At 59.5% G+C, this 12,851-nt stretch carries 10 protein-coding genes; all 10 read left to right on the top strand.

Features of this window, described 5'->3' with window-relative positions:
• The first annotated feature begins 63 nt into the window (after positions 1 to 63).
• The 10 genes from KL786_RS13685 (at position 64) to KL786_RS13640 (ending at position 12,845) form a co-directional block, all read left to right on the top strand.
• Positions 64 to 2,850 (top strand): LPS-assembly protein LptD, encoded by a 2,787-nt coding sequence (locus KL786_RS13685; RefSeq protein WP_215517942.1) that lies wholly within the window; start codon positions 64 to 66, stop codon positions 2,848 to 2,850.
• Positions 2,831 to 4,165, top strand: a complete 1,335-nt coding sequence (locus KL786_RS13680) for a peptidylprolyl isomerase (RefSeq protein ID WP_175403881.1) — start codon at positions 2,831 to 2,833, stop codon at positions 4,163 to 4,165. Before KL786_RS13685 ends, KL786_RS13680 begins: the two co-directional genes overlap by 20 nt.
• Positions 4,162 to 5,151 (top strand): 4-hydroxythreonine-4-phosphate dehydrogenase PdxA, encoded by a 990-nt coding sequence (pdxA, locus tag KL786_RS13675; protein WP_090292214.1) that lies wholly within the window; start codon positions 4,162 to 4,164, stop codon positions 5,149 to 5,151. The genes KL786_RS13680 and pdxA overlap by 4 nt, the downstream gene beginning before the upstream one ends.
• The gene (gene rsmA, locus KL786_RS13670; protein WP_065942675.1) at positions 5,148 to 5,960 is read left to right on the top strand and encodes a 16S rRNA (adenine(1518)-N(6)/adenine(1519)-N(6))-dimethyltransferase RsmA; all 813 of its coding nucleotides are present in this window, start codon (positions 5,148 to 5,150) and stop codon (positions 5,958 to 5,960) included. The genes pdxA and rsmA overlap by 4 nt, the downstream gene beginning before the upstream one ends.
• Before the next feature lie 137 nt (positions 5,961 to 6,097).
• Positions 6,098 to 6,478: a Co2+/Mg2+ efflux facilitator ApaG/CorD gene (gene apaG / locus KL786_RS13665; RefSeq protein WP_032858544.1), complete on the top strand. Its 381-nt coding sequence runs from the start codon at positions 6,098 to 6,100 to the stop codon at positions 6,476 to 6,478.
• Positions 6,478 to 7,329: a symmetrical bis(5'-nucleosyl)-tetraphosphatase gene (locus KL786_RS13660; protein WP_215517941.1), complete on the top strand. Its 852-nt coding sequence runs from the start codon at positions 6,478 to 6,480 to the stop codon at positions 7,327 to 7,329. The genes apaG and KL786_RS13660 overlap by 1 nt, the downstream gene beginning before the upstream one ends.
• 32 nt (positions 7,330 to 7,361) lie before the next feature.
• Positions 7,362 to 7,691 carry a thiosulfate sulfurtransferase GlpE gene (glpE, locus tag KL786_RS13655; protein ID WP_215517940.1) on the top strand — a complete coding sequence of 110 codons (330 nt, stop codon included), beginning with the start codon at positions 7,362 to 7,364 and terminating at the stop codon, positions 7,689 to 7,691.
• A gap of 283 nt (positions 7,692 to 7,974) precedes the next feature.
• A complete protein-coding gene (locus KL786_RS13650) occupies positions 7,975 to 9,897 on the top strand; it encodes a PrkA family serine protein kinase (protein ID WP_017739508.1) in 1,923 nt (640 codons plus the stop codon).
• 117 nt (positions 9,898 to 10,014) lie between these two features.
• Entirely contained in the window at positions 10,015 to 11,286 is a 1,272-nt protein-coding gene (locus tag KL786_RS13645) for a YeaH/YhbH family protein (protein WP_016977872.1), read from the top strand.
• The gene (locus tag KL786_RS13640; RefSeq protein ID WP_032858548.1) at positions 11,283 to 12,845 is read left to right on the top strand and encodes a SpoVR family protein; all 1,563 of its coding nucleotides are present in this window, start codon (positions 11,283 to 11,285) and stop codon (positions 12,843 to 12,845) included. Before KL786_RS13645 ends, KL786_RS13640 begins: the two co-directional genes overlap by 4 nt.
• Positions 12,846 to 12,851: the final 6 nt, after the last annotated feature.

The following is a 12,851-nucleotide window of genomic DNA, read 5'->3' as shown; positions in this document are numbered from 1 at the left end:
CCATCGAGAGGCGTGCGGCCCACACCGCGGGCAGATGGCACGCAGGAAGCCCGGACTAATAAGATGGCATTGAAATCCCCCGCGTTTCGTAGAAAATTTCCGTTGCTGGTAACCGGCAGTCTGCTGGCCATGCAACCCTTCGCCACCTCATTCGTGGTCGCCGCGGAACAGTATGACTGCTCAGTCTCTGCTTCGGGTGCCTGGGATTGCGCGCCGAAAGCCAGCGCAGCCCCTTTGCCACCGCGTCCGGTGCATGACGGCAGTGCCGTCAGCTCGGCCAACAGCACGCCGCAAGGCGAGGCTGCGGGTGCCGAAGCCGTGCCGCAGACCAAGTTGGTCACCGAATCCAAGGGCCGTGGCCTGCGCTCGCGCAGCGCCGACTACAGCCACCTGGACTGGGTCCCTCGGGAAAACCTCACCGCTGCGCAACTGGCCGAAACCGGCCCTTATTGCGCCGGTGCGTACATCGAGCCGATCCGTCCTGGCATGAACGACAAGACGGACAAGAGCGACGCGCCGACCTTCATCGGTGCCAAGGCCTCTCGTTACGAGCAGGAAACACAAGTCGCAACCCTGGCCGGTGACGTGGTCATGCGCCAGGGCAGCATGCAGGTCGAGGCCGACGAGGCCAGCCTGTACCAGGCCGAGAACCGCGGTGAGCTGAACGGCAAGGTGCGCCTGCGCGACAACGGCGCGCTGATCGTCGGCGACCACGCCCAGGTCCAACTGGACACCGGCGCAGCGCAGATCGACAACGCCGAATACGTGATGCACAAATCGCGCATCCGCGGTAACGCGCTGTACGCCAAGCGTGCCGAAAACGCGATCATCCGTCTCAAGGACGGTACGTACACCACCTGCGAGCCGGACAGCAATGCCTGGCAACTGCGCGGCAACAACATCACGTTGAACCCGGCCACCGGCTTCGGTACGGCGACCAACGCGACGTTGCGGGTCAAGAACATCCCGATCCTGTACACCCCGTATATCTATTTCCCGATTGACGATCGTCGTCAGTCCGGCTTCCTGCCGCCGAGCTTCAGCTCGGGCGGGGAAAGTGGCTTTACGCTGGTAACGCCTTACTACTTCAACCTGGCGCCGAACTACGATGCCACGTTGTATCCGCAATACATGACCAAGCGCGGCATGTTGATGGAAGGCGAGTTCCGCTACCTCACCAAGTCCAGCGAAGGTCAGTTCGGCGGTGCGTATCTGAACGATGACAGCGACGAGCGGAAGAAACAGAGCGACTACAACAAAACCCGTTATATGCTCAATTGGCAGCACAAGGGTGGGCTGGATTCGCGCTTATTGACTGAGATCGACTACACCAAGATCAGCGATCCATTCTACTTCCAGGATCTGAAGTCCAATCAGATTGGCGTCGAGTCTCGTGAATTCGTCAACCAGCAAGGTACTGCCAGCTATCGCGGCGATACTTATACGGCTCAGCTGAACCTGCAAGCCTACGAGCTGGCGACGATCTCGCAGATCACTCCATACAACCGGTTACCGCAGCTGACCATCAACGGTGCACTGCCTTACCGTCCTGGCGGGCTGTACTTTGCTTATGACGCCGAGGCTGTCCGGTTTGATCGGGATCTGAGGACTGGCAATATTTTCAATAAGGATGGAGGCCCGTTTCCCAACGGCGAACCCCGTCTGGATACCTACGTGAGAGGGCTAACACGTGCAAACGGTACGCGGTTGAACGCGGCCCCAAGCATATCGTTACCGATGAATTCAAGTTACGGGTTCATTACTCCGAAGCTCAAGTACGCCTACACCAAGTACGATCTTGATCTCGACGGCGCCGGCAAACAGCAAATGATTGACGCGGGGCAGAAATTCAAGAGCTCGCAAGATCGCTCCGTACCAATCGCCAGCGTCGACAGCGGGCTGTTCTTTGATCGCAGCACCCAGTGGTTTGGCAAAAACTACACTCAGACCCTGGAGCCGCGCCTGTTCTATCTCTATGTTCCAGAGAAAGACCAGTCCGATATCCCAGTGTTCGATAGCAGCGAAACCACGTTCAACTACAACTCGTTGTTCCGTGACAACCGCTTCTCGGGCACTGACCGGATCGGTGACGAAAACAAACTGTCGATGGGCCTGACCAGTCGCTGGATCGAAGAAAACGGCTTTGAGCGTCAGCGTGTCGCCATCGGCCAAGCGCTGTACTTCAAGGACCGCGAGGTTCAACTGCCTGGCATCGTGGCCGCCGACCGCGCCGACTCGCAATCGGACGTCTCGCCAATCGCCCTGGACTACGAGTTCCGCTTCAACCGCGACTGGCGTGCGACCGCCGACTATAACTGGGACACCGAGGAGCACGCGGCTCGCTCCGGTAGCGCAATGTTCCATTACCAGCCGGAAGACAACCCGAACAAGGTTATCAACGTTGGTTATCGCTATCGTAACGACCAGGTGGTCTACAACCAGTTGACCGGTAAATGGCAGTTTGGTGGCGATTACGGTACCGAAGGGCAACCAGGCTTCGAGAAGGATTACTACAAAATCCAGCAACACGACTTCTCGATGATGTGGCCGATCGTTCCACAGTGGAACCTGATTACCCGCTGGCAGTATGACTATGCACGCAACCGTACCCTGGAAGCCTTTGGTGGTTTCGAATACGACAACTGCTGCTGGAAACTGCGCGTGATCAACCGTTATTGGGTTTCCAACGACGAATACACCCAGATCGCCCCGCAGAACGAAAAAGGCGACCACGGGCTCTTCCTCCAAATCGTCCTCAAGGGACTCGGCGGCCTGACTGGCGCCAAGGTAGAGAGCTTCCTCGACAAAGGCATCCAAGGTTATCGTGAACGTGAAGATAAAGCTTTCTGAGTGTCTGCGCCCGCTGATGCTGGGCGCGCTGTTCCTGGGTACAGCTGCGGCACACGCGGCAGTGCAACCGTTGGACAAGGTAGTGGCCATCGTCGATAACGACGTGATCATGCAGAGCCAACTCGACCAACGGGTCAAGGAAGTTCAGCAAACCATCGCCAAGCGCGGTGGTGGCGTGCCGCCGACCAGCGTCCTGGACCAGCAGGTGCTGGAACGCCTGATCGTCGAAAACCTGCAATTGCAGATTGGCGACCGCTCGGGCATCCGCATCACCGACGAAGAACTGAACCAGGCCGTCGGCACCATCGCTCAGCGCAACAACATGAGCATTGATCAGTTCCGTGCGGCCCTGGCTCGTGATGGCCTCTCCTATGAGGACGCCCGTGACCAGATCCGCCGCGAAATGATCATCAGCCGTGTGCGCCAGCGCCGTGTGGCCGAACGCGTGCAGGTCTCGGAGCAGGAAGTGAAGAACTTCCTGGCCTCGGACCTGGGCAAGATGCAGCTCTCCGAAGAACTGCGCCTGGCCAATATCCTGATCCCGACGCCTGACAGCGCCAATGCCGAGCAGCTCAACGCTGCCGCAGCCAAGACCCAGGCTATCTATGACCGTCTCAAGGCAGGTGCTGACTTTGCCCAGATGGCCATCGCCCAATCCGGCAGCGACAACGCCCTTGAAGGCGGTGACATGGGCTGGCGTAAAGCTGCTCAATTGCCACCACCGTTTGACCGTGAGCTGAGCGCCATGGAAGTGGGTGGTATCACCCAACCTGCGCGCACGCCTGGCGGCTTCATCATTCTCAAGTTGCTGGAGCGTCGCGGCGGTGAGGCTTCGTTGAAGGACGAAGTGCATGTCCGCCACATCCTGGTCAAGCCAAGCGAGATTCGCACCGAGGCTCAAACCAAGGAACTGGCGCAGAAGATCTATGAGCGCATCGAAGGCGGCGAAGACTTCGCCACCCTGGCCAAAAGCTTCTCGGAAGACCCGGGTTCCGCCCTCAACGGTGGCGACCTGAACTGGATCGACCCACGGGCCCTGGTACCCGAGTTCCAGCAAGTCATGAACGATACGCCGCAAGGCGTGCTATCCAAGCCGTTCAAGACCCAATACGGCTGGCATGTCCTGGAAGTCCTTGGCCGCCGCGCCACCGACAACACCACCCAGGCCCGCGAGCAGCAAGCGCTGACCGTATTGCGTAACCGCAAGTACGATGAAGAGCTGCAAACCTGGTTGCGTCAGATCCGTGACGAAGCCTACGTGGAAAACAAGCTTCCTGGCGCCGAACCGACAGGCACCGACCAGGCAGCCCAGTGAAACCCCAGCGTTTCGCGTTGACACCCGGCGAGCCGGCCGGCATAGGTCCAGACCTGTGCCTGCTGCTCGCCTCGCACGCCCAGCCACATCCCCTGATTGCCATTACCAGCCGCGACCTGCTCCTTGAGCGGGCCGCGCAGTTGGGCGTGGCGGTCAACTTGTTGGACGCCGCACCGGGCAACTGGCCCGACCTGCCAGCACCCGCGGGCAGCCTGTATGTGTGGGACACCCCGCTGCAAGCCAAGGTGGTCGCCGGGCATCTGGACAAGGCCAATGCGGCGTTTGTGCTAGAGACCCTGACCCGTGCCGGGCAAGGCTGCATCAACGGCGACTTCGCCGGCATGATCACCGCCCCTGTGCACAAAGGCGTGATCAACGAATCAGGCATCGCCTTTTCCGGTCACACCGAATTCCTCGCCGAACTGACGAACACTGCGCAAGTGGTGATGATGTTGGCCACGCGCGGCCTGCGAGTCGCATTGGTGACCACGCATCTGCCACTGCGCGAGATTGCCGATGCCATTACCGTCGAACGCCTGGAGCGTGTAACGCGCATCCTGCACGCCGACCTGCAACAAAAATTCGGCATTGCCCAACCGCGCATCCTGGTCTGCGGGCTCAACCCCCACGCCGGCGAAGGCGGCCACTTGGGCCATGAAGAAATCGACATCATCGAACCAACCCTGGAGCGTCTGCGCCAAGAAGGCATGGACCTGCGTGGCCCACTGCCTGCGGACACTCTGTTTACCCCCAAATATCTGGAGCACTGCGATGCAGTGCTGGCGATGTACCATGACCAGGGGCTGCCGGTGCTGAAATACAAAGGCTTCGGCGCCGCTGTCAACGTGACACTGGGCCTGCCGATCATCCGCACCTCCGTCGACCATGGCACCGCCCTGGACTTGGCGGGCAGCGGCAAGATCGATACCGGCAGCCTGCACGTGGCCCTGGAAACCGCCTATCAGATGGCCGAGACCCGTATATGACCGAGCATTACCAACACCGGGCGCGCAAGCGCTTCGGGCAAAACTTCCTGCACGATGCCGGCGTCATCGACCGCATCCTGCGCTCCATCCATGCCAAGCCTGAAGACCGCCTGCTGGAAATCGGTCCGGGCCAGGGCGCACTGACCCAGGGCCTGCTCAACAGCGGAGGACAGTTGGATGTGATTGAGCTGGATAAAGACCTGGTTCCGATCCTCAACCAGCAATTCGCCGGCAAGCCCAACTTCAACCTGCACCAGGGCGATGCACTGAAGTTCGACTTCAACAGCCTCAATGCTGCCCCCCACAGCCTGCGGGTTGTCGGCAACCTGCCGTATAACATCTCCACACCGCTGATTTTTCACCTGCTGAACAACGCAGGCATCATCCGCGACATGCACTTCATGCTGCAAAAGGAAGTGGTCGAGCGCCTGGCGGCCGGCCCAGGCGGCGGTGATTGGGGTCGCCTGTCGATCATGGTTCAGTACCACTGCCGGGTCGAGCACCTGTTCAATGTGGGCCCGGGCGCGTTCAATCCGCCGCCAAAAGTCGATTCGGCGATTGTGCGCCTGGTGCCGCATGCAGTCCTTCCGCACCCGGCCAAGGATCATCGCCTGCTGGAGCGGGTCGTGCGCGAAGCATTCAACCAGCGGCGCAAGACCTTGCGCAACACGCTCAAGGCACTCTTGAGCAACGCCGAGATCGAAGCCGCCGGTGTCGACGGCAGCCTGCGCCCGGAGCAGTTGGACCTGGCCGCGTTCGTGCGTCTGGCGGACCAGCTAGCCATCCAGCCAGCGCCTGTCGTCGACTGACCCACCGCCATCGCCGGCAAGCCGGCTCCTGCACGGGAGCGCACCAGGTCAGACAGCATGTCTGGCCTAGTGCCCACCTCATGGCCTAGACTGATCCGCATCTGCTGTCCTCCGCTTTTGCTCTTAAGGCCTCTTGCATGTCCGATCCTCGCTATCAGATCGACGTCAGCGTCGTCACCCGCTTCCTGGCGGAACAATCGCAACCCGAACAGAATCGCTATGCCTTTGCCTACACCGTCACGGTGAAGAACAATGGCCAGGTGCCTGCCAAGCTGTTGTCTCGCCACTGGGTGATCACCGACGGTGACGGCCATGTCGAGGAAGTGCGCGGTGCCGGCGTCATCGGCCAACAGCCACTGATCGGCAGCGGCGCAAGCCACACCTACAGCAGCGGCACCGTGATGACCTCCAAGGTCGGCACGATGCAAGGCAGCTACCAGATGCTGGCCGACGACGGCAAACACTTCGACGCCATCATTGCCCCCTTCCGCCTGGCGGTGCCGGGAGCCCTGCACTGATGGCAACCTATGCTGTCGGCGACCTGCAAGGCTGCCTGGAGCCGCTCAAATGCCTGCTTGACCGCGTAGCCTTCGACCCAGCCAAGGATCGCCTGTGGCTGGTGGGCGACCTGGTCAACCGCGGCCCGCAATCCCTGGAAACCCTGCGCTACCTTTATCGTCTACGCGATTCCCTGGTGTGCGTGCTGGGCAACCATGACCTGCACCTGCTGGCGGCCGGCAATAACATCGAGCGCCTGAAAAAAGGCGACACCCTGCGCGAAATCCTCGAAGCACCGGATCGCGCCGAGCTGCTCGACTGGCTGCGTCGGCAGAAACTCGTGCATTACGATGAAAGCCGTAATACCGCCCTGGTGCATGCCGGCATCCCGCCGCAGTGGACCCTCAAGAAGGCGCTCAAATGTGCCGCCGAAGTCGAAGCCGCCCTGGCCGATGACACCCTGTTCGCCACTTATCTGGACGGCATGTACGGCAATGAGCCGGTCAAGTGGGATAACGACCTGACAGGCGTCGCCCGCCTGCGAGTCATCACCAACTACTTCACGCGCATGCGCTTTTGCACCGCCGAAGGCAAACTCGACCTAAAGAGCAAGGAAGGCGCAGAAACCGCCCTGCCCGGCTATAAACCCTGGTTCGCCCACAAGGAGCGCAAGACTCGTGAGACGAAGATCATCTTCGGTCACTGGGCCGCCCTTGAAGGCCACTGCGACGAGCCCGGCGTATTCGCCCTCGACACCGGATGTGTCTGGGGCGGCGCCATGACCCTGATGAACATCGACACCGGCGAGCGCCTGAGCTGCCAGTGCGAATCTCCCCTTCCCGTTACACTGCCGGCTGCCGCCAAGCGCTAGACGCCGCTTGCCGCCCGCCCAAGGAGCCCGCCATGAGCGAATTCAAACGTATCCCTCCCGAACAAGCCCAAGCCCTGCGTGAGCAAGGCGCCGTGGTGGTGGACATCCGTGACCAGCCTACTTACGCTGCGGCCCATATCGCCGGGGCCAAGCATTTGGACAACGTCAATATCGCCGACTTCATCCGTGCCGCCGACCTCGACGCACCGCTGATCGTTGCCTGCTATCACGGTAACTCCAGCCAGAGCGCGGCCGCCCATCTGGTCAGCCAGGGCTTCTCCGATGTCTACAGCCTGGACGGTGGCTTTGAGCTATGGCGTACGACCTATCCGGCAGAAATTGCCACAGGCGATTCGCAATAATTTTTTTCAAACCCCGCTACCCCGCGTCAAGCTTGGGCTCGCGCCGTTTCTGACGAACGGTGCGCCCAAACTAATTCGGCATCTTGCCTTGACCTCCCGGATTCCCAACTATCATTAAGCGCAGGCCATCCAAAACAGGGGAGAGCCGGTACACCGGCGTGCGGGTCATCGGTAGCGTTTCAGGGTGTTCTGGGGGGAAATGGCCACGGCAAGCGCCACTGGCTGCCAGCATCGACTGATTGATCCGGCGTCGGCTCCACGTATCGAGCGAGGTGACGACGTCATGAGTATTTTTAGCCACTTCCAACAACGCTTCGAGTCCACACAGCAGGAAGAACTCACGCTGCAAGAGTATCTTGAGCTGTGCAAAAAAGACCGCAGCACCTACGCATCGGCCGCCGAGCGCCTGCTACTGGCGATTGGTGAGCCGGAGCTGGTAGACACCTCCAACAATTCACGGCTGTCGCGAATTTTCTCCAACAAGGTGATCCGCCGTTACCCGGCCTTTGAAGACTTCCATGGCATGGAAGAATGCATCGACCAGATCGTCTCCTACTTCCGCCATGCCGCCCAAGGCCTGGAAGAGAAGAAACAGATCCTTTACCTGCTCGGCCCCGTGGGCGGCGGTAAATCTTCCCTGGCCGAAAAACTCAAGCAACTGATCGAAAAGGTGCCGTTCTACGCGATCAAGGGCTCCCCGGTGTTCGAGTCGCCCCTTGGCCTGTTCAACGCCACGGAAGATGGCGCAATCCTCGAAGAAGACTTCGGCATCCCACGGCGCTACCTCAATACCATCATGTCGCCCTGGGCCACCAAGCGCCTGGCCGAGTTTGGCGGCGATATCAGCCAGTTCCGGGTGGTGAAGCTCTATCCGTCGATCCTCAACCAGATCGGTGTCGCCAAGACCGAACCGGGGGATGAGAACAACCAGGATATTTCGGCGCTGGTGGGCAAGGTCGATATCCGCAAACTGGAGGAGTTCCCACAGAACGACGCCGATGCCTATAGCTACTCGGGCGCGCTGTGCCGGGCCAACCAGGGCCTGATGGAGTTCGTGGAGATGTTCAAGGCGCCGATCAAGGTGCTGCACCCACTGCTCACCGCGACCCAGGAAGGCAACTACAACAGTACCGAAGGCCTGGGGGCGATTCCGTTCACTGGCATCCTGCTGGCCCACTCCAACGAATCGGAGTGGCACACCTTCCGCAACAACAAGAACAACGAAGCCTTCATCGACCGGATCTATATCGTCAAGGTCCCGTACTGCCTGCGAGTCAGCGATGAAATCAAGATTTACGACAAGCTGCTGTTCAACAGCTCCCTGGCCAAGGCCCATTGCGCACCAGACACCCTGAAGATGCTCGCCCAGTTCACCGTGCTGTCGCGCCTCAAGGAGCCGGAAAACTCGAACATCTATTCGAAAATGCGCGTCTACGACGGGGAAAACCTCAAGGACACCGACCCCAAGGCCAAGTCGATCCAGGAGTACCGCGATACGGCGGGCGTGGATGAGGGCATGAACGGCCTGTCGACCCGCTTCGCGTTCAAGATCCTGTCCAAGGTCTTCAACTTCGACCCCCATGAGATCGCGGCCAACCCGGTGCACCTGCTCTATGTACTGGAACAGCAGATCGAACAGGAGCAATTCCAGGCCGAAACCCGCGAGCGCTACCTGCGCTTCCTCAAGGAGTACCTGGCACCGCGCTATATCGAGTTCATCGGCAAGGAAATCCAGACCGCTTACCTGGAGTCCTACAGCGAATACGGGCAGAACATCTTCGATCGCTATGTGCTTTACGCAGACTTCTGGATCCAGGACCAGGAATACCGCGACCCGGAAACCGGCGAGATCCTCAACCGCGTAGCCCTCAACGAGGAACTGGAGAAGATCGAAAAACCGGCCGGCATCAGCAATCCGAAGGATTTCCGCAACGAAATCGTCAACTTCGTACTGCGCGCCCGGGCCAACAACAACGGCAAGAACCCTACCTGGCTCAGCTACGAGAAGCTGCGGGTGGTCATCGAGAAGAAAATGTTCTCCAACACCGAGGACCTGCTGCCAGTCATCAGCTTCAACGCCAAGGCCAGCAAGGAGGACCAGCAAAAACACAACGACTTCGTCACACGAATGGTCGAGCGTGGCTACACCGACAAACAGGTACGACTTCTTTCGGAATGGTACCTACGGGTCCGGAAATCGCAGTGAGAGAAGCAGCTGCAAGCTTCTAGCTGCAAGCTGCAAGAGAAAAGCCACTGGGCCCTGCGTTAACGGGCTCTCTCTTGCAGCTTGAAGCTTACGACTTGAAGCTCCCCGGAGGGCCCCATGAGCTATGTGATCGACCGACGCCTCAATGGCAAGAACAAGAGCACGGTAAACCGTCAGCGTTTCCTGCGGCGTTACCGTGACCACATCAAAAAAGCCGTCGAAGAGGCGGTGAGTCGCCGTTCCATTACCGATATGGAGCATGGCGAGCAGATCAGCATTCCCGGTCGTGATATCGACGAACCGGTGCTGCATCACGGCCGCGGCGGCAAGCAGACCGTGGTTCATCCGGGAAACAAGGAATTCACCACCGGCGAGCATATCCAGCGCCCTCAAGGCGGCGGGGGCGGTAAAGGCCCAGGCAAGGCCGGCAACTCCGGCGAAGGCATGGACGAGTTCGTGTTCCAGATTACCCAGGAGGAATTCCTCGAATTCATGTTCGAGGACCTGGAACTGCCCAACCTGGTCAAGCGCAACCTGACCGGCACCGACACCTTCAAGACCGTACGCGCCGGCATCAGCAACGAGGGAAACCCCTCGCGGATCAATATCATCCGCACCCTACGCTCGGCCCATGCGAGGCGTATCGCCCTGTCGGGTAGCAGCCGCGCCAAACTCAAGGAGGCCAAGGAAGAATTGGCGCGATTGAAGCGCGAAGAACCGGACAACTTCGGCGATATCCAGGAAATCGAGGCAGAAATCGAGAAACTCAGCGCGCGCATTCACCGCGTGCCATTCCTCGACACCTTCGACTTGAAATACAACCTGCTGGTCAAGCAACCCAACCCCAGCTCCAAGGCGGTAATGTTCTGCCTGATGGACGTTTCCGGCTCGATGACCCAGGCGACCAAGGACATCGCCAAGCGCTTCTTTATCCTGCTGTACCTGTTTCTCAAGCGAAACTACGACAAGATCGACGTCGTCTTCATTCGCCATCACACCAGTGCCCGCGAGGTCGACGAAGAAGAGTTCTTCTATTCCAGGGAGACCGGCGGCACCATCGTCTCCAGCGCGCTGAAACTGATGCAGGAAATCATGGCTGAGCGCTATCCCGCCAACGAATGGAACATCTACGCCGCCCAGGCTTCCGATGGCGACAACTGGAACGACGACTCGCCCATCTGCCGCGACATCCTGATCAACCAGATCATGCCGTTCGTGCAGTACTACACTTATGTGGAGATTACCCCCCGCGAGCACCAGGCCCTGTGGTTCGAATACGAACGCATCGGTGAAGCTTTCGCCGATACTTTCGCCCAGCAACAACTGGTCTCGGCCGGCGATATCTATCCGGTCTTCCGTGAACTCTTCCAGCGCAGGTTAGTGACATGACCGCCAAAGAGCATAAGCGCCAACCCATTTCCACGGGGTCCGAATGGACCTTCGAACTGATCCAGGCCTATGACCGGGAAATCAGCCGCATTGCGGCCGGATATGCTCTGGATACCTATCCCAACCAGATCGAAGTGATCACCGCCGAGCAGATGATGGACGCGTATGCCTCGGTGGGCATGCCCCTGGGCTATCACCATTGGTCCTACGGCAAGCACTTCCTCAGCACCGAGAAGTCCTACACCCGGGGCCAGATGGGGCTGGCCTACGAGATCGTGATCAACTCCGACCCGTGCATTGCCTACCTAATGGAAGAAAACACCATCTGCATGCAGGCGCTGGTGGTGGCTCATGCGTGCTATGGCCACAACAGTTTTTTCAAGGGCAACTACCTGTTCCGCACCTGGACCGACGCCAGCTCGATCATCGATTACCTGGTGTTCGCCAAGCAGTACATCATGCAATGCGAGGAGCGCCACGGGATCGATGCGGTGGAAGACCTGCTCGATTCCTGTCATGCCCTGATGAACTACGGGGTGGACCGCTACAAGCGCCCCTACCCCATTTCCGCGGAGGAGGAACGGCTGCGGCAGAAGGATCGAGAAGAGCATCTGCAAAAGCAGATCAACGACCTGTGGCGCACCATCCCCAAACGTGCCGACAAAAACAGCGACAAGGACAATGCACGCTTCCCCGTCGAGCCCCAGGAAAACATCCTCTACTTCCTGGAAAAACACGCCCCGCTGCTGGAGCCATGGCAACGGGAAATCGTGCGGATCGTGCGCAAGATCGCCCAGTATTTCTATCCACAGCGCCAGACCCAGGTGATGAACGAGGGTTGGGCCACGTTCTGGCATTACACCCTGATGAACGACCTGTATGACGAAGGGCTCGTGACTGATGGCTTCATGATGGAGTTCCTCACCTCCCATACCAGCGTGGTCTTCCAGCCGGGCTTTGACAGCCCCTACTACAGCGGCATCAACCCCTATGCACTGGGCTTTGCCATGTATCGCGATATCCGGCGTATGTGCGAACACCCGACCGAAGAGGATCGCCGCTGGTTCCCGGAGATCGCCGGCAGCGACTGGCTATCAACCATCAAGTTCGCCATGAGCAGCTTCAAGGATGAGAGTTTTATCCTGCAGTACCTGTCGCCCCAGGTGATCCGCGACCTCAAACTGTTCAGCATCATGGATGACGACCTCAAGGACGACCTGCTGGTACCCGCGATCCACGACGAAGCCGGTTACCGCACCATCCGCGAGACCCTGGCGGCCCAGTACAACCTGGGCAACCGCGAGCCCAACGTGCAGATCTACAGTATCGATATGCGCGGAGATCGCTCCCTGACCCTGCGCCACCAGCAACATGACCGCAAACCCCTGGGAGAGTCCACAGACGAAGTACTCAAGCACTTGCACCGGCTATGGGGGTTCGATATTCATCTGGAAACGCTGCAAGGCGATCAGGTCATGAAGACTCACCACGTGCCACCGCGCAACGAACACAACGACAACGATTACGGCCGCCTGGACCTGGCCGTCATTCACCTTTGACGCAGC

The organism is Pseudomonas sp. TAE6080 (assembly GCF_018732265.1).
GTDB lineage: Bacteria > Pseudomonadota > Gammaproteobacteria > Pseudomonadales > Pseudomonadaceae > Aquipseudomonas > Aquipseudomonas brenneri.
This window is presented reverse-complemented; position numbering and strand designations above follow the sequence as displayed.

Excerpts from the sequence above, each read along its gene's own strand:
- KL786_RS13685 (WP_215517942.1), top strand. The coding sequence starts at position 64 with ATGGCATTGAAATCCCCCGCGTTTCGTAGAAAATTTCCGTTGCTGGTA.
- rsmA (WP_065942675.1), top strand. The coding sequence starts at position 5,148 with ATGACCGAGCATTACCAACACCGGGCGCGCAAGCGCTTCGGGCAAAAC.
- apaG (WP_032858544.1), top strand. The coding sequence starts at position 6,098 with ATGTCCGATCCTCGCTATCAGATCGACGTCAGCGTCGTCACCCGCTTC.
- KL786_RS13660 (WP_215517941.1), top strand. The coding sequence starts at position 6,478 with ATGGCAACCTATGCTGTCGGCGACCTGCAAGGCTGCCTGGAGCCGCTC.
- glpE (WP_215517940.1), top strand. The coding sequence starts at position 7,362 with ATGAGCGAATTCAAACGTATCCCTCCCGAACAAGCCCAAGCCCTGCGT.
- KL786_RS13650 (WP_017739508.1), top strand. The coding sequence starts at position 7,975 with ATGAGTATTTTTAGCCACTTCCAACAACGCTTCGAGTCCACACAGCAG.
- KL786_RS13645 (WP_016977872.1), top strand. The coding sequence starts at position 10,015 with ATGAGCTATGTGATCGACCGACGCCTCAATGGCAAGAACAAGAGCACG.
- KL786_RS13640 (WP_032858548.1), top strand. The coding sequence starts at position 11,283 with ATGACCGCCAAAGAGCATAAGCGCCAACCCATTTCCACGGGGTCCGAA.